Here is a 23122-nt window from a genome sequence, read left to right as displayed (position 1 = left end):
GCGACAGCGAGCGCGAAGCCAGCGCAGGCCGGGCACTCATTGCCAAAGCCGTTGCGGTGGCAGGCTTCACAGCATGCGGCGCAACAGCCCGTCGCGTCGGATGAAGGTATGGTGCACGACGCCCGCCAGATGTCCCAGAATCAGCAGCCCGATCGCGATCGCCCCGCACAAGTGCAGGAACGACAGCACCTTGGCGAGCACCTCGTCTTTGCCCAGCGGGGACGGAATCGGCAACACATTGAAAAGCGAAAGGGGAAAGCCCCAAGCGTTGGTGGCAAGGAACCCGATCAGCGGCATCAGGACCAGCAGCGCATACAGGCCGATATGGTTCGCATGAGCGACAAAGCGCATCCATGCCGGCATGTCGCCCGGCAGCGGCGGCGGGGGGTTGAGGCGGCGATTGACGATACGAATCAGCACCAGCACGAACACCAGCACGCCCAGGCTCTCGTGTACGTTGTACAGCCGCATCTTGAAGGCCTCGTCGGCCGGCTCGAAGAATGCGATCCAGATGCCGACTGGAATGACGACGAGCAGGAGCAGCACGGTCAGCCAGTGCAGCCAGCGGGACGAAGCAGCGTAGCGCGACACAGGTGTCATGTCAGACCTCCAGAATCGTCAAAGGCTGCGCGAAGCGCGCGCCTGAGCGGCGTCATCCGGACCATGTCGCCAGCACCTGACCTCTGGCAACGCCGGTTCAATGGCAAGTGAGATCGAGACGCAATTATCCTCGGCCGAGGCCATCGGCAAGAAGGCGGCTTGGCCGAATTCTGACCTACGCAGGCCGGCACGCACAGCGCCCCGACAGCTGCCGAACACCCCAGCGCGACCAGAGCGACCAGAGCGAGCAAGCCTCCGTGGGAGCACCGGCGAAGGGTTCTGATTCAAATCTTCCGCGCGGCCGAACAATTTCGTGAGCGCGATGCGCTGATCATGCTGAGAGCACTGCATTCCAGACCGCGGGCGCGGCTAGGCCTTTGACGCGCAGCCGGCGGAGACTGAGCTGGCCTTTGCGAATGCGATTCAGCAGCTCGACGCCGGCGATCGTCACGGCCGCTCGATCGAAGACCTGAATCGAGCGCAAAGGTACGAGAACTGGCGTTTGCACCGGAAGATCCGATTGATCGGACTGCGGGCCCGTCCAGTGAAGTTGGCTCGCCTCATGAGCGAGGTGCTCGCCGGTGAGTCTATGCCCATTGGGACTAGGAAGACTGGCCCCTTTCCGTGAAGCCACCGAGACAGCCTGGTTGCAATGTGCCTGCCGCCGAGAAGGTCGAGCCGTTAAATGCCTTGCAAAAGGTAGATCGTCCCCGCGTGAACAGAGCCTGTCAGAAAGGCCACGGCGCAATGCCAAAGCCTTCATGCCTCTCACTCCTGGCGCGGAGTCTAGCCACGTAAGGGCATGCCGCTGGCCGGCGTGCTCGCAACGGGTCTTGCGGGCGCCATCCCTTCGGCACTTTTGCGCATTTCCGAGCCTTTCATGGTTTCGCACGGGCTCTTCCAGACTCCCAGAGGCCGGGCGGTGGCATGCTTATGGGGCACACGAAGGAAAAACCAAGATGGATTGGGTACTGGTACTGACGTTCCACCTGCTCGGACCGCAAGGGGAGATCCGGGACATTGGGCCAAACATCCTGCCCGGATTTGCAACCGAGGCAACGTGCAATGCCGCAGCAAACAGCATCGCGGAGTCCTTGGTCCGGTTGGGGGGCAAGGCCCGAGAGCGGCAGGACATCGCTCGAAACTCGGACAAGTCCATTCCCGCCGTGAACTACGAGTGCTTTCAGAACCGGCGCTGATCGGGGCTGCTTCGCCTCGGAGCCAGGGTTACGACATTCTCGAATGTAGCCGCGTCTCGCGAGGCAGCTTGCGACGAGATCGCGCCAGACGTCCAGTTGGTGGTCTACTCCTCACTCGCAGCCGCGTGCCTTGGGATCCTCCTCATCGGCCGCTTTGGCATCGAATTGTCTGGAATGCGTCGTTCCTGGCGCTGCCTTTCTAGGCCTTAAAGGCTGGCCCTGATCTGTTCGCGCTGGCGACCAGCGTCAGGCGTCTCGCCGCGCCTGGATAGCCTGAGCCGCACGCAGCGCTTGGCCCAAGCGCTTGCTCTCCACGACGGCCGCGATGTCGATCTGCGGCAGCTTGTCGTCAACCGGTAGCGGAGACTGACCCTGTCGTTTGACCAGCCGATATACGAGGCCCAGCGCCGGAAGCTGGGCCAGAATGATCGACGCACTTCGGCAGCGGGCTTACTGCATGTGCTGCCCGCCGTTAATCGCAATGTTGGCGCCGGTGATGAATGCGGCTTCCTCCGAGGCGAGGTAGACGACAAGGCTTGCCACCTCTTCCGGCTTTCCGAGGCGGCCGACCGGGATGTGCGGGAGAATTTTCGTGTTCAGCACCTCTTCGGGAATGGCCGTGACCATCTTGGTGCCGATGTAGCCCGGCGAGATGGTGTTCACGGTCACATTCTTCCGGGCGACTTCGAGGGCCAACGCCTTGGTGAAGCCGTGCACACCGGCCTTGGCAGCCGAGTAGTTGGTCTGGCCGAAAGCCCCCTTCGAGCCGTTGACCGATGAGATATTGATGATGCGGCCCCAGCTGCGATCGACCATGCCGTCGGCCACCTGCTTGGTCATGTTGAACAGGCTGTCGAGGTTGGTACGCAGGACCGCATCCCAGTTGACCTTGTCCATCTTCTTGAAGGTGGTGTCGCGGGTGATGCCGGCGTTGTTAACCAGCACGTCGACCGGGCCGACCTTGCTCTGCGCTTCGGCAACTGCCTTAGTGCAGGAATCGAAGTCGGAGACGTCGCAGGCCACGGCCGTGATGTCGTAGCCCTTGGCCTTCATGTCCTTCACCCATTCGCCATGCTGGCTGTTGCCCGGCGAGTAGGTCACGACCACCTTGTAGCCGGCATCGACCATCTTGGTGGAGATCGTCTCGCCCAGACCGCCCATGCCGCCTGTCACCAATGCCACTTTTTGCCCGTTCATCCTGGTCTCCTTCTGGTAGATGAAAAGATTCGGCGCTCGATCGTCAGCGCCACGACAACGGTCACGATCGTCGGGCACGCCGATGCCACCGGCAAGAGAATACGTGCCAAGGGCGCGCGCGCTAGGCAGGGTGGATAGCGTCAAGCAACATGGCCGGTCGGTCAAACGACATTCATCTCGGCCGGTTGGGCAGGGGAGACCCGAGTTGCTGCCGGCCAGAGGTCGACCGGCGCAGAGCGATGAAGGTGTGTGCATCTCGGAGCCGGTGCCAGCGGGGGGCCATGTGGCAGCGCGATTCGAACGCGACCGTGTCGATCGTGGCGCGATCAGTGTTGAAGTCAGCTAAAGCCGAGCAGAGCGCGATCTTTGCCGCGCAGCTATCGAGCGCAGAGCGCCCGCGGTGACTTTCGGAAGTCGGTCAAGCTTGGGCTCCAGGCCGTGGGCTGGCTGGAGCCAGATGTCGACTCGTGGCTGGCGGGACGCCGCATTGTGCTCCTTTGGATGCGTTCGGAAGCCTGTTGGCTGCCATGTTGACTTCGAGGCAAGTCCCCGACAACTTGGAGAGCATCTCGTTCTTGAGGACGTGCGCTGCAGCAAACTTCAACTGCAGGACTGCTGCCAAGAAACGGCGCGCGTCAAGGTAGTTGTCGCCTCACTCATGCGGCCAGACACAGGGGTGGCTCCGATTGTCTGAACACGCTTTGACCTGAGATAAGTGGATTCGCTGCCGCTTTGATCTATCAATCTTCAGATGCTTTGGAGGACTCGACCTGCTGGTCGTCCACGGCACCTACGATTGACGACGACGTTCAAGGACTGCTTCCGGCGCGTGCTGTCGTCACGTCACACCGCCGCGACAGAGCGCCCTGTCCGCGTCGCAAACACAGGATTCGGGCCTTCCGGCAGGTTGTAGCGAAAGTGACGGCGGGCCGGCTTCGCTCTTGGCTGGACCGCGACTTGACAATGTCTGTGCTTGGAGATGTTCGTCTCGAAGAACGATGCCTTCATCCGCGCCTCCTTCTCAATGGGGACGATAAAGAGCCTCGGCAGGAGCAGAGTAAACAGCTTGCAGCGAGTTCGTCGATGCCCTACCGGCGCCGATCGTGGGCCTTGAAGGGACCGCAATGGCGCGTCGCGGTCGCACCCATCTTGGGACCTATTGCAGTCAAGAGAACGTTGGAGGAGCCAATGCTCGAACGCAGCTATTTGGGTAAGAGTTTCACGGTCACAGACCCGGACGCGCGCGTGCGGCAGGCGGGCAATCTCATGGCCTTCGAGATGTCCAGCGGCACGCTAAAAACCATACCGCAGGCAACCGTCATACGCGTTGGCGCTGTCGAGCGCTTACAGGCTGGCGCAAACAAGGTTTCACTGTTTGCGCGTGCCCTGCAAGAGGATGGGACGCCGCTTGGCTGGACCTCGACGAACAATCTTCAGGGCAAGTTCGTCAATGAAACACTCGAACTGCTCGAACCAGCGGCGGGGAGCGGCAAGTTCGGTCCCAACGCTGCCTGGTCGCGTGGTGCCTACATTGGCCAGATTGGCCTGGTTGAGATCGTCGATGCAAGGACGGAAATCGAACGCATATCCGTCGATACCGTCGCGGCCTACCTCGACATGGTGAGTGCGGCGAAGTTGTCGGGTGTGACCGTCGCGATCAATAGCGGGTTCCGGTCCTATGCCGAGCAAAAATTCCTATGGGATGGGTTCGAGAAGGGGCTTCCGGGTTTCAACATGGCCGCGAAGCCCGGCGCCTCGAACCACCAGAACGGGATCGCGTTTGATATCGCTGTCGCCGGGGCGGATGGCAACGAGGTCTATGACTGGCTGAAACAGCATGCACCTGGTCTCGGATTCGTGCGCACGGTCAACGGCGAGCCATGGCACTGGGAATACGATCCCGCACGCGCTCAGCAGGCGGTCCAGAACCATACCTACAAGATCCCGACAGTGACCAAGTGACAGGCTGTCGCGCCACCGGCTCTGGTGCGAACTTCCGCGCAGCCGAACACCCCTTCTGCGTGCGTTGCGTCGATCAGGCTGAAAGCACTGCGTTCCTCACCGCCAGCGCGCCTTGGCCCGCAGTGCGCAGTCGGTCGAGATTGAACTGGCCCTTGCGAATGCGATGCAGCAACTCGACGCCGGCGATCGTCACTGCCGCTCGATCGAAGACCTTGAAGCCGAGCATGGACTTGATGCGTGACTTCACGCCCCGATGGTCCTGCTCGACCATGTTGTCGAGATACTTGGACGACCGCAGTCGTGTGCGCTTCCAACAGGTCGCGCGGACAGTTCCCGCACGGCGCGATGCGAGGCAGTGTAGCCGTCCAGCGTGATGGTCACTGGAGGTCGTTCTCGAGTCGCCAGCGCCTTGCTGAAGATCGCCTTGGCCGCCTTCACATCTCGGTTCGCGCTCAAGCGGAAGTCCACGATCTGGCCGTCTCGATCGACCCTGCAAGGATAGGTCCACTTGCCTAAGATCTTGACGTAGGCAAGACCAGAGCGGATTCAACCCTTTACGCGAGACGCGTCGCATCCTCGGCCAAGCCAAGGCGATCGGCCCTGACGCCGAACGGCTGTGCGAGATGTTGTTCACGGGTCAACGCAAGCTCTGGGGCGCCAACCGCTATGCGCGGCGTCTCGTCGACTGCGCGCGCGCACGCGCCATCACCGATGGCGTGCACTGCTACTGCCACGTCGGGGCGCTGACCGAGAAGCTCGTGACCGACGCGCTGGCCGCGATCGACACCGCCGATGGCCCGAGGCAAAAAACTGGCATTGACCCGGGAGCATCCGCTGATCCGGCCCGCCGACATTACGCCGAACTCTTCGCGCGCTGCGCCTGACAGCCACATTCGCAGACCCGGCTGGACCGGACGCGAGCGCGGAAATGCTACGCTTTTTCCTGGAGCATCCTCTGGACGGGTGACCGTGCGAGCATGGCGATCTCAGCAAGTCCGAGTCCCTCTTGCAAGCCCCTTGCCCGGCGCGCCGATTCGCGGCACCCTGTGCGCATGGCGCCGCCCATCATCATTAGCATTCCACATCAGCTCGGTCGCGCTGAGGCGCGCCGTCGCATCGAAGCCGGTTTCGCGAAAATTCTCAACCTGTTGCCCGGCAGCGGTGAGGTCCGCACTGAGCGCTGGGATGATGACCGGCTCACTTTCAGCGTCGCGGCGATGGGTCAGACTGTCTCTGGTGTCATCCACGTGTTTGACGCTGTGGTAACCATGGAAATTGAGTTGCCCGGTGTCCTCAGCGTGATCGCCAGCGGCCTCAAGGAACGGCTGCAGAATGTGGGACAACGGCTGCTGACAAAGAAATAGCGGGGGCTGCAGCGAACCGAAGCGCCGCTCCCGCCTCAGCGGCTTCCTCGGCCGGTTGATCCGCAAGTCCATCCGCAAATAGCAGTCCTTCCCGGTGCGCCCGTTCGATCAGACGCGCGGCAACATTCATCGACACAGGCTCCTCGTTCACATCGAACTCGCCGTTCTCCTCCGTGAGCACGGCGATCATTGGCGTGGCCGCCGGCCGTCAGCATCTTGGCAAGGCGTCGAAGCGCCTGCCAGTGGGTCGTCGGCACTCTCCAGCTTCAGCCCGAATGCGGCGCGCACTGGTGTGTCCGCGGCGCTTGTCGTAAAGGCCCACCCCTCTCTAGCCCTTCTTGGGTTGCATTTGCTTTGTGAATTGCTGCATGTGCTCGTTGGCTCGCTCGGTCATGTGAGCGATCGCGGCCGACTGCGACTCCCGCGCCATCTCGGCAAGCTCTCTCATGTCGGTCACCACCGACTCAAAGGCTCTTCGGGCAATCTCGGCCTGCCTCGTAGGATCGGCGCCAGCACTGGCGGCTGCGGCTGCTTGCATTGCCTGCATTGCCCGCGTGAACATTTCAGTTTGCTTTTGGACCATTGCCTGCATGCCCTGGTACGCCAGCCTGTTGGCCTCGACCAGCGCCTCGACGTTCTTCCGTTGCGCCTCGACCATGGACGCCATGTCCACACCTGGCATCCTGAATTGCTCGAGCATCGTCGCCATATTGCCAAATGGATTGATCACACCTGGCATCTTGAACTGCTCGAACATCGTAGCGATACTGCCAAACGGATTGATCTCGGTCGCCATGACTTATCTCCTTTAGAGGGTTGGGATTGGGTGCAAAAGCTGCACCGGCTCGGTGCGCGGTGGAACCGGGTCTGTGCAGTCTTGACATCCCCGGCAGAAGGTCCCACTGCGCGAAGACCGCCAGGTCCACCCCAGGACGGACCCACCAGCATAGACTCTCGGGAGTCATAGCGCGCGCCCAGCGCCTTCGCGGCGTCTTTCTCCTTGAAGGGAACGTTCAGGTAGTGGCGCTCTTCCATCCTCCGATTCTGGTCTATTCCGCAGCCCGGAAGGAGTTTCAGATGTCTCCAAAATCTACTCCGTTGCCCGCACATCCCGGCTTCTGGATGCCCTCGAGCTGCTTGAAGCGCTCAGGTCCTCAGGCTCAGCGAGACGATGGTGCGGAATTCATGTGGCGTCATCGTCACTCCTCGCGGCCGCCGCCCAGGCCCAGCAGCATCAGCATCGACTGGAACACGTTGTAAAGGCTCAGGTAGACGCCAAGCGTGGCCGTGATGTAGTTGGTCTCGTGGCCGTCCTTGACGCGCTTGAGGTCGTGCAGGATGAAGGCCGAGAAGATGCCGATCGCCAGCACCGCGAGCGTGATCATCAGCGCACCCGACTGGATGAAGAAGTTCGCGATGCCCGCCACCAACAGCAGGATGGCGCCGATGAAGAGCCACTTGCCCATGGCCGACAAGTCGCGCTTGATGACGGATGACAGCATCGCCATGCCGAGGAAGACCGCGCCGGTGCCGGCGAACGCGGTCATCACGAGGCTGGCGCCGTTCTGCATGCCGAGCACCACGCCCAGCATGCGCGACAGCATCAGGCCCATGAAGAAGGTGAAGCCCAGCAGCACCGGCACGCCGGCGGCCGAGTTCTTGGTCTTCTCGATCGCGAACATCAAGCCGAAGGCACCGGCCAGGAAGACCACCATCGAGATGCCCGGCGACATGGCGCGCGCGACACCGGTCGAGAGGCCGAGCCAGGCGCCCAGCACCGTCGGCACCATCGAGAGGGCCAGCAGCCAGTAGGTGTTGCGGAGCACCTGGTTGCGCTCCGCGGCGGCCGGCAACGCCGCATGCGGCGACCCATAGACCTGGATGTTGTCGTTCATTTCGAATGTCCTTGGTAGGTTGAAAAACCACGCGTTTGGACGCGCATGACGTGCACTCTAGACCAGGATAGTCTTCGAGAAAAGTCGAATTTTTGACACCATTCATTCGTCTTTCCCGTAGGATGCGCGCAAAGATGAACTTCAAGCACCTGCATTACTTCTGGGCTGCCGCCAAGGCCGGCGGCATCGTGCGAGCGAGCGAGCAGCTGCACATCACGCCGCAAACCTTGTCGGGCCAAATCAAGCTGCTCGAGGACACCCTGGGCTGCAGCCTTTTCCAGAAGCGCGGGCGCGGCCTCGAACTCACTCCCGAGGGGCGCACGGCCCTGAGCTACGCCGACCAGATCTTCGCGCTCGGCTCCGAACTTGAGGCGGCGCTGAGCAGCCGCGGGGAGGGCGCGCGCGCGCTCGACTTCCGGGTCGGGATTGCCGACGCGGTGCCGAAGTCGATCGCCTACCGGCTGCTCGAGCCGGCGCTCGGCATCGCCGACCCGGTGCGGCTGATCTGCCACGAGGGCAACTTCCGCGACTTGCTGGGGCAATTGTCGGTGCAGCGCATCGACCTCGTGATCGCCGACGAACCGATGGGCCGGCAGATCGGCATCAAGGCTTTCAACCACACGCTGGGCACCACCGCGATGAGCTTCTTCGCCACCGCGGCACTGCGCCGCACGCTCGTGGGCGAATTCCCGGCCTGTCTCGATCGCGCGCCGATGCTGATCCAGGGTGCGACTTCGGCGGCGCGGCAGCGGCTCGACCTGTGGCTGGCCGAGCACCGGCTGCGGCCGCGGCTGATCGGCGAGTTCGACGATGCCGCGCTCCTGAAGGCCTTCGGCGGCGAGGGCCGCGGCGTGTTCATGACGCCCGAGGTGCTCGAGGAGGAGACCCGCGCCCAGTACGGCGTCGAGGTGATCGGCCGCGCGGCTGAACTGATCGAGGAGTTCTTCGCGATCTCGGTCGAGCGCCGCATCACCCATCCCTGCGTGGTCGCGATCACGAGGGCGGCGCGAGGGCGCTTCCATCGGCGCCGCGGATCCGCAAAATAGGCCGGCCCGCGCCGAAGCTCGCGAGCAGCAGCCCGCGGCGGGACCGATGGCGCGGCGCTATGTTGATCCGAGCGAGTTCACCGCCGCCGATCAGGCTGTTCACCAGGCCGCCGCGATTGAAAAGACTCTGTTGGTCGAGGTCGAAGCGGAACTCAGATCTCAATGATCTGATTGAGCGCTTCGCAGGCCGCTTCGAAAACAGTGGGCGGCACTTGCTTCCATGGGTGGGCCTTGGCCCGCCGAACTCGCCAGTCGAACGACTTGGGCTGATGCGCAAGAACGTAGCTCTCCACGTCCTTCGGCCCGACGAACCGGATAGCGAACGGGTTGGAGGCGTTGTACGTTGCGTCAACGAGCACGCCGCGCTCGCCCATCATCTCCTCGATATGACGGAAGCTCAAAGGGTAGGCCGCATACCACCGCACGCAGACCAGCATCACCTCCAGCGGGCAATGCATCCGCTTGATCACCTATCGCAGCGCTTCAATCACCGTCTTCGTCCCTGACATCATCCGACCTTCAGGGTACCAGCGTCGGCTTATCGCGACTGAACCGTCCGCAGCCCTTTGATGGCCCAATGCAAAGCATTGGGTGGAACTGCTCAACGTGGCGCCACAAAGCCGCCTGTCGGGATTGCCCGGAACTGGCCGAGACTGTGACTTCGCGACGGAGTCAGGTAGCGGCCATTCGTCCACAACACCGGCGCGCTCAGTGTCGGCTTTCTGCGAGCCAGACGAACTGGCGGGCCCGGCAGATGTCGCGAAGCGGGAGAGGAGCAGCGGGCCATAGACCATGGGCCAGTCTCCCCCGCGCAAGTTAGTCGAACTCCTGGTGATCAAAGGTCGCGTTGTTGTTGATCAGGTAGACCACTCGGCCGCGCTTGTCACGCAAGGTGACCTTGATTCGATTGTCGGGGCGCCAATCGAGCAGACCAAAGTTGTGGCGAGAGCCAATGATGCCCAACTTCTTCACCGCAACGCCCGAGGAGATGATCTCGTAGAGGTGGGTGCCCGAACTCGGCGGTATGAAGAGGTTCTCGTGGATGTCCCCCGAGAGAAAAATCACCTTGCGGTCGCCAACCATCTGCATGAAGCGTTGGTGGTCGCGTTTGTAGGCGTGCCACCCCTTGCCCGTCGCACGCATGGGAGTACCGGCGCACACGATCGTGAGCAGGCCGGCGTCCGCATTCAGTTCCTGTTGAAGGAATTCGAACTGCTCTTCGCCCAGCAGGTCGTTGTGGTCTCCTTCGAGGTCCCGATACCAGCGCGTATCAACAAAGATCGCCTTAGCGAGCTTCGTGCCGCCGTCGAACAAGGGAACTACATGGAAGATTCCCTCGCCCCGCGGCACTACGCCCATGTACTTGCAAAAGAACTGGCGTGCAACGTCCTTCTTGGCTTGCTGAACATGCATCCCGCAGGCGTCGTTCCAAGCGAAATCGTGGTCGTCCCACGTTCCGTGGACACCTCCCTTGCCACGCACGGTTTCCACCAAGGCAGCAAAGTGCTTCTCCCTCCACTGCTTCTCATACCTGTCTGCCATCTCGGTGCGGAACTTCGCAACGGGCCAGTCCTTGGGCTTCTCCAGATTAGGAAAGAAGTCCATGTAGATCTGGTCGCCGAGCAAGAACAGATAGTCCGGCGCTTCGCTGGCAATCTCGTCCCAGATGGGCTGCTCAGGGTAGAGTTTCAGATTGCAGCAAGAAGCGAATGCGATTTTCATGATGCCCTCCGGTCTCGTGTGTCACGGGATGTTCAGAGTAGCGAGTTGAAGCGCACGTGCATCCCACAAATGCGGTAGCCAATGGCGCAACTTTGTCCACCTGATCGCCGGGCACACTTGACCAGTTCGACTTCGATCGCCTGCCGCAACTCAACCGTGCGCTGGTCCACGAGCTGGCTACCGGGCGCTATCTCGACGAGCGCGCGCCGGCGCTGATCGTGGGGCCGTGTGGCACTGGCAAGTCACATCTGGCGCAGGCCCTGGGCCGCTGCGCGGTGCGCCAGGGCGTGGAGGTCACCTTTGCCACTTGCACGCAACTGACCGCAGCGTTGAACGCGGCGCGTGCCACCGGCGGCTATGAACAAGCTGGCCAATCTCGCGCGCGTATCGCTTCTGATCATCGACGACTTCGGACTCAAACCCCTTCGCCCACCCGCCGATGAAGATCTGCATGAACTCATGGCCGAGCGCTACGAGAGCGCAGCCACCACCGTGACCAGCAACCTGGACCTTACCGAGTGGGACCAGGCGTTCCCGGCAAACAAATTGCTGGCCAGTGCGACGCTCGATCGCATGCGTCACAACGCCTATCGCCTGGTGCTCGACGGCAACAGCTACCGGGCCCCGCGCCAACTGCCGGCGGTCATCCGTCAGCGTCTTGCCAGTGAGGCCAAAACCGCTCAAGCTTGAGATCTTCGATGGTGCCCTTCAACCTCGTTGCAGCCGGCTCCAATATGCCGGAAACAGGTGGCTCCATTACGCCGGAAGGTGACACCCGCAGAACACGTACAGAGGCAGATAGCAGTGGTGGTGGTCGTCGGCCTGGAACTCGCTGAGTTCGAGGCCTCCGTGCAGCGGCACGTCCGCTCCGGCAGGAGGCTGGCGACCCTCTATTGGTGAAATTTCCGGGCTAAAGACTCCTCGGCCCGCACTGGTCGAGCAGTCGATGACGACGCCATCGCGCCCGTAGATTCGAGACAAGCGGTGAACGATGACCTCACAAAGCGTGCCGCTGCGCGCGTAAAAATTGAGCAATCACAATCAGGTAAACGCCGCCGGGCACGCTGCGCACTTGAAGCGACCGACTTCCAAAGCATTCGCTTTCGGCCCCACTTGATCGACCCAACGGCACCAGCATCCTGGCGCGCGAGTACCGGTGGGAGCTGGAAGCCGGCGAGCGAAGGCTGGGCGACAAGCCCCATTGAGCCCAGGCCGTTGACCACGATCCAAGGCACCTCCGGACGTCCTAGCGGCCGACCAGATCGGGCGCAAGATTGCGCGCGACGGCGCCGCCGCGAATTCGGAACTTGATACGCAATTCGGAAACGAGAACTCCAGTCGGCCAGGTAGCACGATGCGCGGCTTGCCGCGACCAAGGCCGCGCTCGGCAAGAGCAGCGAACCGATCGAATGGCCGTCGGTTTCATTCTCGCCACCGACGTGGAGTCCCCATATCGATCGAGCCGTCGGGATTGGTATTCAAGTAGCGTAGCAAGAAAGAGATGACCCGCGCCTCATCCTCGTACCAACGGCCGGCTTGGGACACGACAGCGTTCTTCCTGGTGCATTACCGGCGCACATCTGACCATGTTCCTGCAGCGCCGCGCCAAGCGCCTCCACAACTCCGGACGCGGCCCGCGCCACAGCCGAAGGCGACGCGACCGACGCCAAGCGCTCATTGCAGCGATGTCCTTGCCCACGTTGTGGCCGCACGGGCGCTTTCAACAAGTCTTCGTCGAAACACAATGCGCGCCCTCCCGTCTCCCTATGCGCTATCCCCAGGCTCGGGTCATCAACTCGTCCATTGCATCCGTGATCTGCTGCCCGTGTTCTGCTAGAGAAGCCACCATGGCACCCAGCTGGTCGGTCGCCACAGAGACGATCTGCAAAGGATTGAGAACAACTTCGACACCGTTGATGGTGAAGATGGGATTCATCCGAGAGCCAGAAATGGATGTGCCAGGCGCGTGCTGGCGCAGAACCAGGGGAACCACTACCCGCCGCCGGTACGCGTCGAATCGTGCGGACTGGATGATCACCACAAAAGGAATGCTGTCTTTCTGAGTTCCCTTGTTGCGGTGGACGTCGAATTGCGACATTCGCGTTCAGAGCGTTGAATGCTCGTCCGCAAACGAGCCGAAGTGAGCATCGAAGTCGTTCCAAGCCTCTGCGCTTGCCGCAGCCCAGTCACGCTCAGACTTGCCTTGATTTGCTCGTGCACGCGCCTCTTGAAGGTCCCTCATGTCCTGCGGGGAAATCATGTAGGCGGCGGGGCGCCCGTGCCGAGTGATGATGATTGGCTCGCGTTGCGCATTGTCCAAGAGCTGTCCGAATTTGTTCTGTGCTTCGACGGAAGTGACGGTGATCATGGCCTGGCCTCGCCCAAAGTAGCTAACATAGACAGTTTAGCGTGTCGACGCACGTTGTCCAGTAAGCTGCTTTTTTGGCGCAGAGTTACATGGCCGATTTTTTGCGCAGAACTTCCTTGCCGGCCACTGTCTCGTCGAGCGCCCCGCATGGGGCCGTTCGTCGGCCAGGTGCTACAAGCGTTCAGCCGGAAGCGCGGACGCCCATGCAAGCTCGCTCGCCGCCGTCTGGGTAGAAAACGAGGTTCTGGTGATTGATACGCCGGCGGTCTCACCGTGTGTCGCCGCAGTACGCCCTCCGTTCAGCTACGTTTCGCGTCCCCGTCAGTCACTGCAGCGTTGTGTTCCGCGCGCGGCCGGGGCGAGCATGAACCAAGACATCAGCGTAGCGATCCAGGGCGAAGCGGTGCCTCGGAAGTTGATGTGTCCGAAGTGGGCAGGCCCAATGCGGCGCAGCCGATCGTCTTCGATAACAGCGCCATTCTTGCGCAGGCTATCGACTACGCTGTTCATGCGATCCGTGTTCCATGCAAGCACGATGTTGGTCAGCAGCGCATGCGAGCCAGAGATCGCCATCATCTCGTCGCGCCGCCGGCCCCGCTCCGGCGCCACCTTGCCGGTGTTGATCGCACGCTGCAACTGGTGGACCGACTCGCCACGGTTGAGCACTCGGCGAAACGGTTCTGTCGCGATAAGCCGGTCGGCCACAATCCAGCCCAGGGTACCGCTGCACGTCCAACTTGCGAACTCAACCTTGCGAAGGGTCATCAGGCGTTTGCATTTCCCGCTGGAGATCATGCTCGTGTGCGTTCGATGGTACGGGCCTATCCTTTGAGCCTGCGCAACCTGGAAGAGATGATGGCCGAGCGCGGGGTGCTGGTCGACCACGCCACCGTCCACCGCTGGTCACTGAAGGTGCTGCCCGTGTTGGCCAAGGTATTTCGTCGGCGCGAGCACCCGGCGTTCGTGGCGCGTCGACGGAACCTACGTGCTCGTGGCCGGCCAGTGGAAGTACCTGTACCGAGCCGTCGATCGGCTGGGCCAGACGGTTCACTTCCTGCCGACCGCGCATCGTGACGTAGCGGCCGCGCGTCGGTTCTTCGAGCGCGCGATCGCCCAGCACGAAGTGCCCGAGAAAATCACCATCGACAAGAGCGGCGCCAACACCGCTGCAGTGCGAGGTCTGCTCGTCGATCGCGGCGACGCCATCGAACTGCGGCAGTCCAAGTACCTGAACAATCTTGTGGAGCAGGACCACCGCGCCGTCAAACGACGAGTCCGGCCGATGATGGGATTCAAGTCTTTTCGCTCTGCCGCGCGCCTGATTGCCGGCATCGAGACCATGCACATGATCAAGAAGGGGCAACTGCGCTGCCCCGACGGCTTGGCATTTTCACATGCCGACTACTTCTACAGTCTCGCAGTCCGTTGACCCAGGCAACTGCCGGACTTCACCCGCCTCGACCGGCTTATCGCGACAGAACCTGAGAACTTCCTTCTTATTTCAAGAGATCCCTCGGCATGGTCGAGCACTTGCCGTGCGACCCGGGTCCGGGCCGCACATTCGCCCGCCAAGCCGCGCACGCCTCGATCCTTGCTTTCGTCGCATCACCAGTTTCATTTCGGTGACCCGTGCCGACCGGCGGCGACCGAGAACTCGACTGCAAACGTTGTTCGCGCAAGGTGATCCATCGCGACGGCGTCGCTTCGGAAGATTCAACCCTTTGCCGGAGGAGGGGATAGCAAGCTTCGTCGATGGGCCGGTGACAACCGCGATTCCCACTTGACGACGTCGCGCAGCGACCTACGCTTGAGCCCCGCATCGTTGGGATCACGTGGAGTGAGCTGCACGCCGCAGGCTGACTGTGCTGGTCCAGACATTGACTCTGGAGGGGATGTGACCCTTGCTATGGAACGAGAGATCTTCGTCAGCTACGCCCACGCGGACAACGGAATCGCCCTGGGCTCTTCGACTCAATTCGGGTGGGTGACGGCACTCGTGTCCAATCTCAATGAAGGACCGAATGTCCTCAAGAAGGAATTCTTCATTGACCACCAACTCCGCCCCGGTGACGACTTCGGTGTCGACCTCCTGACTCGCATCGAGCGCAGTTCGTTGCTGGTTCTGCTGCTCTCGCAGAACTATGTCGAGTCCGCCTGGTGCGGAATGGAACTGGACCATTTCATCCGGACACACGCCAATGATCCCGACAAGCCGGCGGATGTCTATGTCGTGGAGCTGGTGCCGTACGAGAAGTTGAACAACATTCCGCCAGGCATTCAGCGCATCCGCAAGCGACTGATCTCGTCCAAGTTCTGGCACCAGCCACCCAACACCGCCGCCTATTTTCTGGCCGGGTATCCCTCGCCGACTCAGAGCGGTCCTGCGGGCGACGTTCACTATTGGAGCGTACTCAACGACCTGCGCAGTGCCCTCGATGAGCGGCTGCGAACCTTGCGGTCCGGAATCGCAGCTGTCGCGGCGTCGGCGGCCGGCCCTCCGGAGGAAGCGCATCGGGTGCCGTCGAATTCGAGGGAGCACGTCGGCACGGTCTTGCTCGCCGACACCACCGACGATCTCGATGCGCAGCGCACCGCGGTGAGGGTCGCGCTCGAACCCGAGGGCATCGTCGTCCTGCCGGTGGGGGACTACGTGGGCTTGGTGCCCCAGGAATTCGATGCCGCGTTCGCGGCCGATCTCGCACAAGCCGATCTCTTCGTGCAGTTGCTGTCACCGACCGTCGGGCGCAAGGGCAAGGGCTTCGATGCGCCGCTGCCGCAGCTTCAGTTTCAGCGAGCCAGGTCGGCGCAACGGCCGATCATGCAATGGTGCGAGCGGTTGCCCGCGGCCGGCCAGATCACGGATGTGGCGCATGCCGCGTTGTTCGAGACCGAGCTCATCCGTGCGACGAATCTTGCGAGCTTCAAGACTGCCATCGTCGATCGACTGCACGCGGCGATCGAGGCGCGTCGCCGCGCGACGGCACCCGCCGAGCCTGTCTCTCGATCGGCGAGAAGGCTCGTCTTCGTCGACGACCTGTCCGGCGAGCCGATCCTGTCGGACCGCTTGCGCGGCATCATGAAGGAGCAGAACTGCACCGCGCGCAGCTTGCCGGCCAACACCGCGCTCGCGAACCACGAGTTCGACATCAAGGAGTTCCTGCGACCGTGCCGTGCCGGCATCACGATTTACACCGACCGCACCAGGAACGCCAGTGCCCACCGGCTCATCTATTTCCTAAATCAACTGGCCGAGGGCGAACTCGCGATGACGCGTTGGGGCGTGTACCTGCAACGGGGCACGGTGGAGAGCGAGTTCGGCTTCATTTCCGATGAGATCGTCCCGCTCGATGAGAACGGGCTCGCGGAATTCCTGCGCGGGCTCTAGTCGATGAAGCGAATCACGCTCGCACTGCCCGCGCCCTTCGTGGGGTTACGCCCGTTCACGGAAAAGGAGGCGCTGCTCTTCTTCGGCAGGGACGCCCATGTGCGCGACTTGCTCGTCAAGCTCGAACAGAAGCAGCGCTTTGTCGCCGTGCTCGGCGCGTCCGGCACGGGCAAGTCCTCGCTATTGCGCGCGGGCTTGATTCCCGCGCTGCATCGCGGCGGGCTGCCTCCTCGCACGACAGAAGGCGACGCTGCCGGAGACCGGGTCCAGCGCTGGAACATCTGCATCTTCCAGCCCGGCGATGCCCCGTTGGCCCATCTGGCCCAGGCCTTGATCGATGATGCGCGATGGGTGGACAGCGCCGACCGGAAGGCCGCGGCGGCATCTCTTGCGAGCTTGCTGGGCGCCAGCCCGCTGGCCTTGGCGGACCTGTTCCGGCAGAAAGCGGATCGCTTCGGCGGCGAGGCGCTGCTGCTCGTGGTCGACCAGTTCGAGGAGATCTTCCGCTACCACCAGCGGAACATCGACGAGGCCGACAGCTTCGTCAAGCTGCTGCTGCGTTCGGCCAGCGAAGACCTGCCGATCTATGTCGTGATGACCATGCGGTCGGATTTCCTTGGCAATGCAGTGGCCTTCCAGGGCCTGCCCGAGGCCATCAACAGCGGGATCTATCTCACGCCCCGGCTGGGCCCCGACCAGATCAGATCGGTGATCGCGTCGCCTCTGTCGCTCGTGGGTGGCGAGATCGATCCCGTGCTGGCCAATCGCCTCGTGAACATGCTGGGTGGCGAGGACGAGTTGCCGATCCTGCAGCACGCGTTGTTGCGCATGTGGCATCGCGCCCGATCGTTGTCGCGCACGCGTATCGAGGCGAGCGACTTCGAGGCCGTGTGCGCGCCGTCGGATCGGGCGGTGGAGATCGGTGGCACGCGACGCGATGTCCCGCTCGAACCGATGCTGTCGTTCGCGATCGACAACCATGCGTCGGAAATCCACGCGTCGCTGACCTTGCAACAGCAGCATCTCGCGCAGCCGTTCTTCCTCGCGCTGGTGGAGCGGCGGGACGGACGGGGCGTTCGGCGACCGCAGACGCTGAGCGAACTGCTGCGCCAGTTGGGCCATGGCGTGCAGGCGCCGTTGCTGGCCGTCATCGAAGCGTTCCGCGCCGAGGGGGTCGGCTTTGTCCTGCCGGCACCCGGTCGACCCATCGGGCCCGATGATCCGGTCGACATCAGCCACGAGAGCCTGTTTCGTCGCTGGCATTTGTTTCGGCAATGGCTCGATGAGGAAGAACTCGACGTGAACGAACTCATGGAGTGGCAACAGCGTGCCCACCGCCAGAGACAGGGCACCGGCGGCTGGCTCGACGACAGCGACGGCGATCGCGCCCAGCGCTGGCGCGCCCGGGTGGGCCGCCGTCCACGACCCGTGGGCTGGGCCTCCCGCTACATCCGGCCGAGGACCTGCAGGCAGATCCACGAGTACGTGCGCTCCAGCGTGAATCGGGTGGTCCAGGCTCGCGCCGAGCGGGAGCAGCTCAAGCGAGAGGCGGAAGAAGAACGGGTGAAGCGATTCGAAGTCGAAGCGCGCATGCAACGCGAGGCGGCCGAGCATGCCGAGGCCGACAAGGCGCAGGCCGAGAAGGACAGGGAGCGCGCGTTGGCCATGGCGCGCATCAATCGTCGGCGGAGCATCTTCGCGCTTCTTGCAGGCGCGGCTGCGCTTGCGTTTGGCCTGGTGGCCGCGGCATTCTGGGTCCAGGCCAGTCGGGCGCTGGACGAGGCCAACCAGGCGACGAAACGCGCCGAAGCCTGGGCGGCTCGCGCCCAGGCCGGAGAACTGGCGGCCACGGCGGAGAGCGTGTCCATGGACTTCCCGGACCGAAGCGTGCTGCTGGCGCTCGAGGCGCGCCGCATCCACCCGGTGCCGAAGGCCGACGCACTGATCCGCTCGGCAAGCGCCGCCTACCCCTATCGCGCGGTCTTGCGCGGGCATCAGGGCTCGGTCTGGACTGCGCGCTGGTCCCAAGACGGCAAGACGGTGCTCACCGCCAGCGACGACAAGACCGCGCGCCTCTGGGATGCGGCCAGCGGCAAGGAAATTCGCGCCTTGCGCGGGCATGGGGGCGGGGTCTACGGCGCACAGTTTTCCGCTGACGACCAGACAGTGCTGACTGCGAGCGAAGACAAGACCGCGCGGCTATGGGATGCGGCCAGCGGCCGGGAACTGCGCGTCTTTCGCGGGCACGAGGACTGGATTGCCAGCGCGCAGTTTTCCGCCGACGGCCAGACCGTGCTGACTGCCAGCGCCGACAAGACCGCGCGCCTGTGGGATGTGGCGAGCGGCAAGGAGCTTCGCGCCTTGCGCGGGCATGATGGTGCGGTCACCCAAGCGCGCTTCTCACCCGACGGCAAGACCGTGCTGACCGCCAGCGACGACAGCACCGCTCGCTTGTGGGACGCGGCCAGCGGCACGGAACGGCGCGCCTTGCGCGGGCACGAGAGCAGGGTCATCGACGCGCGTTATTCCGCAGACGGCACGACGGTGCTCACCGCCAGCCATGACGACACCGCGCGGCTGTGGGACGTGGCCACTGGCCGCGAGCTGCAGGCCCTCCTTGGGCATGAGGGTGGGGTCAACAGCGCGCGCTTTTCCAACGACGGCAAGACCGTGCTGACCGCCAGCGATGACAAGACTGCGCGACTGTGGGACGTGGCGAGCGGCCAGGAGCTCAACGCATGGCGCGGGTACGGAGGCAGGGTCTACGACGCACAGTTTTCCGCGGACGGCCAGACGGTGCTGACCGCCAGCGCCGACAAGACCGCGCGCCTGTGGGATGTGGCGAACGACCGGGTGCTTCACATCTGGCGTGGGCATGAAGGTGGCGTCAACAGCGCGCAGTTTTCCGGCGACGGCAAGACCGTGCTGACCGCCAGCGAGGACAAGACCGCGCGGCTGTGGAGCGTGTCCAGGGGCCAGGAGCTTCACGTCTTGCGCGGGCATGAGGGCGCCGTCTTCAGCGCGCGGTTCTCCGGCGACGGCAGGACCATGCTGACCGCGAGCGAGGACAAGGTCGCGCGACTGTGGGATGCGGCCAGCGGCCGCGAGCTTCGCGCCTTGCGCGGGCACGAGGGCAAAGTCACCGGCGCGCAATTTTCCGCCGACGGCAAGACCGTGCTGACCGTCAGCGAGGACAAGACCGCGCGGCTGTGGAGCGTGTCCAGGGGCCAGGAGCTGCGCGCGTTGCGCGGGCATGACGGCGCGGTCACCAGCGCGCAGTTTTCCTCCGACGGCAAGATGGTGCTGACCGCGAGTGACGACAAGACCGCCCGGTTGTGGGACGTGGCCAGCGGCCAGCAACTGCTCGCCTTGCGCGGGCATGGCGACAGGGTCTTGGATGCGCGGTTCTCCATCGACGACAAGACGGTTGTGACTGCCAGCCATGACGACACCGCGCGACTGTGGGATGTGGCCAGCGGCCGGGAGCTCCGCACCTTGCGCGGGCATGAGGGCCCCGTCTACAGCGCGCGATTCTCCGCCGACGGCAGGACCGTCCTGACCGCGAGTCATGACGACACCGCACGCCTGTGGGACGTGGACAGCGGCCAGGAGCTTCGCGCCTTGCGCGGACATGGAGGCAGGGTCTACGGCGCAGTGTTTTCTGCCGACGGCAAGACCGTGCTGACTGCGAGCGCCGACAAGACGGCGCGCCTGTGGGACGTGGCGAGCGGCAAGGAGCTTCGCGCCTTTCACGGGCATGACGGCGGGCTCGGCAGCGCACGGTTTTCCGCAGACGGCAAGACGGCGCTGACCGCGAGCTATGACACAACCGCCCGGTTGTGGGATGTGGCCAGCGGCAAGGAACTGCGCGCCTTGCGCGGACATGCGGGCAGGGTCTACGACGCGCGGTTCTCCGTCGACGGCAAGACGGTGCTGACCGCCAGCGATGACACGACCGCGCGGCTGTGGGACTGCGCGGAGTGCCGGTCGGCCGACGACGTGGCGGCCGAAGTCGCCAGCAAGGTGGGCCGTGATCTGTCCGAGGATGAACGGCTTCCGCTCGGCATTCCGGCGCCGGGAGGCCCCGCGAAGAATCCGTCGCGCGACTTCACGCCACGTTGAGAAAAAACGGGGACCGCTTCGCGCGCGCCGTCGAACGCCGTCAGATGTCCAGGTTCTGGACGAATTCGACCACGAACGGACGCACGCGCGCCGCAATGCTGTCGCGCACCGCGTCCAGCTGTTGCCTGGTCATCGACAACGTCGTGCTTGCACTTTCCAGTGCGACGTGGTCTTGCGAGAACTTGAAGAACAGCACCTGGGTCACGGTGTGATCGGCAAGGATTCCAAAACACAGCGCCGAAATGCGTGGATTGCCGCTGCTGTCGGCATCGATATGGCTGAACTGGAACTTGGTGGGTTCTGTCACATTACGGCCGTCGGGTTAAGCTGGAGCGGGACCGACAACTTACCGAGCGGTCGATCGCGACGGCGACACCATCGATTTTCTGCTGCGTGCCAAGCGAGACCACGCGGCTGCTCGGCGGTTTCTGGAACGAGCCATCGGTCTGCATGGTGTGCCCGAGAAAATCAACATCGACAAGAGCGGCGCTAACACGGCTGCCATCCAGAGCGCCAAGGACGATTCGGGTGCGGACATCGAGTCGCGGCAGAGAAAATATCTCAACAACGTTGTGGAGCAGGACCATCGGGCCATCAAGCGCATCGTTCGGCCAACGCTCGGGTTCAAGTCTTTCCACTGCGCACGCATTCTCATCGCCGGCATTGAGACTGCGCTCATGATCAAGAAGGGGCAACTCGACAGCCCCGAAGGCCAAGCCTCGACCGCAGCGGCAAAGTTCTACTCGCTCGCATTTTGAGTGGCACGCGACAGCCCGGCTTTACTGGGCTCGGTGGAGTTACCGCGACAGAACCCGATTACCCCTACCAGCGCGTCGGAGGTCTCCGGGAGCTGTGAAAAACCCTCAGGATCTCGATGGTCTGGCCTTGCACACGGTACGGCACGATGTAGCGCGTCTTCAAGACGATCAACTCGCGCGTGCCGGGAACGCGTCCCGGACGTCCGATGCCCGGCTGCTCGGGCAGCATTGCAATGCTGTCCAGGATGCGCTGCACCACGAGCTGTGCCGCCTTTGGGGCGTCTTGGGCGATGTAGCTCGCTTCGTCATCGAGATTGCGCAGCGCCTGGGACAGCCACCTAACGCGCATTCACTTTCCATTTCCTGGCCAACGCCGTGACTTCCTTGTCCGAGGCGAACTTGCCGGCATCGGCCTCGTCAAGTGCAGTTCGGATCTCTCCAATTTGCCACTCATTGATCTCGACGAACGATTGAATGGCCTCGGCTGCCAGAAATGACCTGCTGCGATGCGTCGACTCGGCAAGCTTGTCCAGGCGCGCCTTGACGTCCTCATCGAGCCGAATGGTCATGGTCGTGGACATGGTACTCACCTGTGCTTGGATGTGTACATGCTAGCACGCAGATGCGATCGTCGCTCGATCGCCCGATCACTCATTCAGGTCCTGATGCACCCCACTTGCCCGGATCGTCTCTGCATCGCGCCGGGCCAAGCACATTTGAAAGTTTTCCCTCGTCGTGTAGCGCTGTCCGAACGTGAGCCCGCTAGCGCTTCCATGCAGAAGCCGACCTCGCCCGACGAAGTACGGCATTAATTTGGCATCGTTTTCTAAAGCAGTGGCCGCAATCCGCATCGATAAAGTAGTACAAACGAATTACTGAAAACAATGCGTGAATCGGCGGGGAGGGTTTTCAAGCCATGAAGAGAAAGGCGCCAGCGCAACGCTTCCAATACGCTGGCTGGGACGTGGCCATCCAGGTCGACGCGACCAGTATCGACGGATCGTTTGCCGGGCACGCCGAGCTCAGCTACGGCGGACGACACAAGTGCCGTATTGCCTTGCCCGAACCACATGCCCGTGACGATGGCGCATCCGCGCTTGATGTCTTGGCCAACGAGGCCAGGGCGTTCATTGATGACTGGCAACGACGTTTCCCCAATCTCCAGCCCAGCAGGGATAGGCGATGAGGCGCTGCCGCAGGGGCTGTATCGGCGTGCCACTTTCGCGGGCGCAGCGCCGAGACATCCTGTCCTCTGCAGAAATTCCATCCGGCTCGATGAAGCGCCCGCAAGGCGTGGGTATGGCACCATCAGGGCATGGTCCTCGTCGTTCGGATCGCATTCGGGCTGCTGCAAGACGCCTTGCGGTGGCTGGCGCTGCGGATGCGTTCCGCGGAAGATGTACGGGTCGAGAATCTCTTCCTGCGTCGCCAGCTGGCCCTGTACGTCGAGCGCGGCGTGCGTCCGAAGCGGGCGGACATCGCCACGCGAGCCAGCCTGGCGGTC

The 23122-nt window shown here is 63.1% G+C and carries 22 protein-coding genes and 6 pseudogenes; 11 read left to right on the top strand and 17 right to left on the bottom strand.

Annotation, left to right across the window (positions count from 1 at the left end):
- Window positions 1-66: 66 nt before the first annotated feature.
- A complete protein-coding gene (locus QTI04_RS28725; protein WP_286618613.1) occupies window positions 67-600 on the bottom strand; it encodes a cytochrome b in 534 nt (177 codons plus the stop codon).
- A gap of 959 nt (window positions 601-1559) precedes the next feature.
- Between QTI04_RS28725 and QTI04_RS28720 the strand changes: the two genes are divergently transcribed.
- Window positions 1560-1799: a hypothetical protein gene (locus QTI04_RS28720; protein ID WP_286618612.1), complete on the top strand. Its 240-nt coding sequence runs from the start codon at window positions 1560-1562 to the stop codon at window positions 1797-1799.
- 450 nt (window positions 1800-2249) lie between these two features.
- Here the strand turns inward: QTI04_RS28720 and phbB are convergent, their stop codons facing one another.
- On the bottom strand, window positions 2250-2996 hold the full coding sequence (gene phbB / locus QTI04_RS28715; protein ID WP_286618611.1) for an acetoacetyl-CoA reductase: 747 nt from the start codon (window positions 2994-2996) through the stop codon (window positions 2250-2252).
- 366 nt (window positions 2997-3362) lie between these two features.
- Here phbB and QTI04_RS34360 point away from each other — a divergent pair, with 366 nt between their 5' ends.
- A complete protein-coding gene (locus QTI04_RS34360; protein WP_369292806.1) occupies window positions 3363-3530 on the top strand; it encodes a helix-turn-helix transcriptional regulator in 168 nt (55 codons plus the stop codon).
- A 654-nt stretch (window positions 3531-4184) separates the two neighbouring features.
- Window positions 4185-4958 carry a D-alanyl-D-alanine carboxypeptidase family protein gene (locus QTI04_RS28710; protein WP_286618610.1) on the top strand — a complete coding sequence of 258 codons (774 nt, stop codon included), beginning with the start codon at window positions 4185-4187 and terminating at the stop codon, window positions 4956-4958.
- A 73-nt stretch (window positions 4959-5031) separates the two neighbouring features.
- On the opposite strand, the gene QTI04_RS28705 is transcribed toward QTI04_RS28710, so the two are convergent.
- On the bottom strand, window positions 5032-5205 hold the full coding sequence (locus QTI04_RS28705) for a hypothetical protein (protein ID WP_286618608.1): 174 nt from the start codon (window positions 5203-5205) through the stop codon (window positions 5032-5034).
- Window positions 5202-5426 carry a DDE-type integrase/transposase/recombinase gene (locus QTI04_RS28700; RefSeq protein ID WP_286618607.1) on the bottom strand — a complete coding sequence of 75 codons (225 nt, stop codon included), beginning with the start codon at window positions 5424-5426 and terminating at the stop codon, window positions 5202-5204. Before QTI04_RS28700 ends, QTI04_RS28705 begins: the two co-directional genes overlap by 4 nt.
- Before the next feature lie 77 nt (window positions 5427-5503).
- Between QTI04_RS28700 and QTI04_RS28695 the strand changes: the two are divergent.
- Window positions 5504-5758: pseudogene (locus tag QTI04_RS28695) on the top strand (IS21 family transposase); the annotation flags it as partial.
- 252 nt (window positions 5759-6010) lie between these two features.
- Window positions 6011-6322: a polyhydroxyalkanoic acid system family protein gene (locus tag QTI04_RS28690; RefSeq protein WP_286618606.1), complete on the top strand. Its 312-nt coding sequence runs from the start codon at window positions 6011-6013 to the stop codon at window positions 6320-6322.
- Window positions 6323-6650: 328 nt separating this feature from the next.
- On the opposite strand, the gene QTI04_RS28685 is transcribed toward QTI04_RS28690, so the two are convergent.
- The 3 genes from QTI04_RS28685 to QTI04_RS28680 all read right to left on the bottom strand — a co-directional run bounded on the left by QTI04_RS28685 (window position 6651) and on the right by QTI04_RS28680 (window position 8217).
- Window positions 6651-7118 (bottom strand): phasin family protein, encoded by a 468-nt coding sequence (locus tag QTI04_RS28685; RefSeq protein ID WP_286618605.1) that lies wholly within the window; start codon window positions 7116-7118, stop codon window positions 6651-6653.
- A complete protein-coding gene (locus QTI04_RS34355) occupies window positions 7049-7357 on the bottom strand; it encodes a DUF5710 domain-containing protein (protein WP_369292805.1) in 309 nt (102 codons plus the stop codon). The genes QTI04_RS28685 and QTI04_RS34355 overlap by 70 nt, the downstream gene beginning before the upstream one ends.
- A gap of 164 nt (window positions 7358-7521) precedes the next feature.
- Window positions 7522-8217: a Bax inhibitor-1 family protein gene (locus tag QTI04_RS28680; protein ID WP_286618603.1), complete on the bottom strand. Its 696-nt coding sequence runs from the start codon at window positions 8215-8217 to the stop codon at window positions 7522-7524.
- Between the two features lie 134 nt (window positions 8218-8351).
- Between QTI04_RS28680 and nhaR the strand changes: the two genes are divergently transcribed.
- Window positions 8352-9263: a transcriptional activator NhaR gene (gene nhaR, locus QTI04_RS28675; protein ID WP_286618602.1), complete on the top strand. Its 912-nt coding sequence runs from the start codon at window positions 8352-8354 to the stop codon at window positions 9261-9263.
- Between the two features lie 152 nt (window positions 9264-9415).
- On the opposite strand, the gene QTI04_RS28670 is transcribed toward nhaR, so the two are convergent.
- From QTI04_RS28670 to QTI04_RS28660, 3 genes and pseudogenes are all read right to left on the bottom strand, one after another.
- Entirely contained in the window at window positions 9416-9637 is a 222-nt protein-coding gene (locus QTI04_RS28670) for a type II toxin-antitoxin system PemK/MazF family toxin (RefSeq protein ID WP_286618679.1), read from the bottom strand.
- Window positions 9611-9721, bottom strand: a pseudogene (locus tag QTI04_RS28665) (IS6 family transposase); the annotation flags it as partial. The gene QTI04_RS28670 and the pseudogene QTI04_RS28665, both read right to left, overlap by 27 nt.
- A gap of 358 nt (window positions 9722-10079) precedes the next feature.
- Window positions 10080-10985 (bottom strand): alkaline phosphatase D family protein, encoded by a 906-nt coding sequence (locus tag QTI04_RS28660; protein ID WP_286618599.1) that lies wholly within the window; start codon window positions 10983-10985, stop codon window positions 10080-10082.
- 113 nt (window positions 10986-11098) lie between these two features.
- On the opposite strand from QTI04_RS28660, the pseudogene QTI04_RS28655 reads away from it, so the two are divergent.
- Window positions 11099-11675 (top strand): annotated as a pseudogene (locus QTI04_RS28655) (ATP-binding protein); the annotation flags it as partial.
- 1081 nt (window positions 11676-12756) lie between these two features.
- Here the strand turns inward: QTI04_RS28655 and QTI04_RS28650 are convergent.
- From QTI04_RS28650 to QTI04_RS28640, 3 genes and pseudogenes are all read right to left on the bottom strand, one after another.
- Entirely contained in the window at window positions 12757-13083 is a 327-nt protein-coding gene (locus tag QTI04_RS28650) for a CcdB family protein (protein ID WP_286618597.1), read from the bottom strand.
- A gap of 6 nt (window positions 13084-13089) precedes the next feature.
- On the bottom strand, window positions 13090-13353 hold the full coding sequence (locus tag QTI04_RS28645; RefSeq protein WP_286618596.1) for a type II toxin-antitoxin system Phd/YefM family antitoxin: 264 nt from the start codon (window positions 13351-13353) through the stop codon (window positions 13090-13092).
- 325 nt (window positions 13354-13678) lie between these two features.
- A pseudogene (locus tag QTI04_RS28640) lies at window positions 13679-14019 on the bottom strand (Tn3 family transposase); the annotation flags it as partial.
- Window positions 14020-14146: 127 nt separating this feature from the next.
- Between QTI04_RS28640 and QTI04_RS28635 the strand changes: the two are divergent.
- The 3 genes and pseudogenes from QTI04_RS28635 (at window position 14147) to QTI04_RS28625 (ending at window position 20860) form a co-directional block, all read left to right on the top strand.
- A pseudogene (locus tag QTI04_RS28635) lies at window positions 14147-14782 on the top strand (IS6 family transposase).
- A gap of 465 nt (window positions 14783-15247) precedes the next feature.
- Window positions 15248-16738 (top strand): TIR domain-containing protein, encoded by a 1491-nt coding sequence (locus tag QTI04_RS28630; RefSeq protein ID WP_286618594.1) that lies wholly within the window; start codon window positions 15248-15250, stop codon window positions 16736-16738.
- Window positions 16739-16741: 3 nt separating this feature from the next.
- A complete protein-coding gene (locus tag QTI04_RS28625) occupies window positions 16742-20860 on the top strand; it encodes a hypothetical protein (RefSeq protein WP_286618593.1) in 4119 nt (1372 codons plus the stop codon).
- A 40-nt stretch (window positions 20861-20900) separates the two neighbouring features.
- Here the strand turns inward: QTI04_RS28625 and QTI04_RS28620 are convergent, their stop codons facing one another.
- Window positions 20901-21167, bottom strand: a complete 267-nt coding sequence (locus QTI04_RS28620; RefSeq protein ID WP_286618592.1) for a hypothetical protein — start codon at window positions 21165-21167, stop codon at window positions 20901-20903.
- Between the two features lie 40 nt (window positions 21168-21207).
- Between QTI04_RS28620 and QTI04_RS28615 the strand changes: the two are divergent.
- Window positions 21208-21618: pseudogene (locus QTI04_RS28615) on the top strand (transposase); the annotation flags it as partial.
- A gap of 64 nt (window positions 21619-21682) precedes the next feature.
- Here QTI04_RS28615 and QTI04_RS28610 read toward each other — a convergent pair.
- From QTI04_RS28610 to QTI04_RS28600, 3 genes are all read right to left on the bottom strand, one after another.
- Window positions 21683-21967, bottom strand: coding sequence for a type II toxin-antitoxin system RelE/ParE family toxin (locus tag QTI04_RS28610; protein WP_286618590.1), 285 nt, complete (start codon window positions 21965-21967; stop codon window positions 21683-21685).
- The gene (locus QTI04_RS28605; RefSeq protein WP_286618588.1) at window positions 21957-22199 is read right to left on the bottom strand and encodes a CopG family ribbon-helix-helix protein; all 243 of its coding nucleotides are present in this window, start codon (window positions 22197-22199) and stop codon (window positions 21957-21959) included. Before QTI04_RS28605 ends, QTI04_RS28610 begins: the two co-directional genes overlap by 11 nt.
- Window positions 22200-22444: 245 nt before the next feature.
- Window positions 22445-23122: hypothetical protein (locus tag QTI04_RS28600; protein WP_286618587.1), on the bottom strand; the 678-nt coding region annotated here is incomplete at its 5' end.

This window comes from Variovorax sp. J22R115 (genome assembly GCF_030317005.1).
GTDB lineage: Bacteria > Pseudomonadota > Gammaproteobacteria > Burkholderiales > Burkholderiaceae_C > Variovorax.
The sequence above is the reverse complement of the archived record's forward strand: the minus strand, read 5'-3'. Positions and strand labels throughout refer to the sequence as shown.

Excerpts from the sequence above, each read along its gene's own strand:
- QTI04_RS28650 (WP_286618597.1), bottom strand. The coding sequence starts at position 13,083 with ATGTCGCAATTCGACGTCCACCGCAACAAGGGAACTCAGAAAGACAGC.
- QTI04_RS34355 (WP_369292805.1), bottom strand. The coding sequence starts at position 7,357 with ATGGAAGAGCGCCACTACCTGAACGTTCCCTTCAAGGAGAAAGACGCC.
- QTI04_RS28725 (WP_286618613.1), bottom strand. The coding sequence starts at position 600 with ATGACACCTGTGTCGCGCTACGCTGCTTCGTCCCGCTGGCTGCACTGG.
- nhaR (WP_286618602.1), top strand. The coding sequence starts at position 8,352 with ATGAACTTCAAGCACCTGCATTACTTCTGGGCTGCCGCCAAGGCCGGC.
- QTI04_RS28660 (WP_286618599.1), bottom strand. The coding sequence starts at position 10,985 with ATGAAAATCGCATTCGCTTCTTGCTGCAATCTGAAACTCTACCCTGAG.
- QTI04_RS28680 (WP_286618603.1), bottom strand. The coding sequence starts at position 8,217 with ATGAACGACAACATCCAGGTCTATGGGTCGCCGCATGCGGCGTTGCCG.
- QTI04_RS28605 (WP_286618588.1), bottom strand. The coding sequence starts at position 22,199 with ATGTCCACGACCATGACCATTCGGCTCGATGAGGACGTCAAGGCGCGC.
- QTI04_RS28710 (WP_286618610.1), top strand. The coding sequence starts at position 4,185 with ATGCTCGAACGCAGCTATTTGGGTAAGAGTTTCACGGTCACAGACCCG.
- QTI04_RS28625 (WP_286618593.1), top strand. The coding sequence starts at position 16,742 with ATGAAGCGAATCACGCTCGCACTGCCCGCGCCCTTCGTGGGGTTACGC.
- QTI04_RS28685 (WP_286618605.1), bottom strand. The coding sequence starts at position 7,118 with ATGGCGACCGAGATCAATCCGTTTGGCAGTATCGCTACGATGTTCGAG.
- QTI04_RS28690 (WP_286618606.1), top strand. The coding sequence starts at position 6,011 with ATGGCGCCGCCCATCATCATTAGCATTCCACATCAGCTCGGTCGCGCT.
- QTI04_RS28610 (WP_286618590.1), bottom strand. The coding sequence starts at position 21,967 with ATGCGCGTTAGGTGGCTGTCCCAGGCGCTGCGCAATCTCGATGACGAA.
- QTI04_RS28720 (WP_286618612.1), top strand. The coding sequence starts at position 1,560 with ATGGATTGGGTACTGGTACTGACGTTCCACCTGCTCGGACCGCAAGGG.
- QTI04_RS28670 (WP_286618679.1), bottom strand. The coding sequence starts at position 9,637 with ATGGGCGAGCGCGGCGTGCTCGTTGACGCAACGTACAACGCCTCCAAC.
- QTI04_RS28645 (WP_286618596.1), bottom strand. The coding sequence starts at position 13,353 with ATGATCACCGTCACTTCCGTCGAAGCACAGAACAAATTCGGACAGCTC.
- phbB (WP_286618611.1), bottom strand. The coding sequence starts at position 2,996 with ATGAACGGGCAAAAAGTGGCATTGGTGACAGGCGGCATGGGCGGTCTG.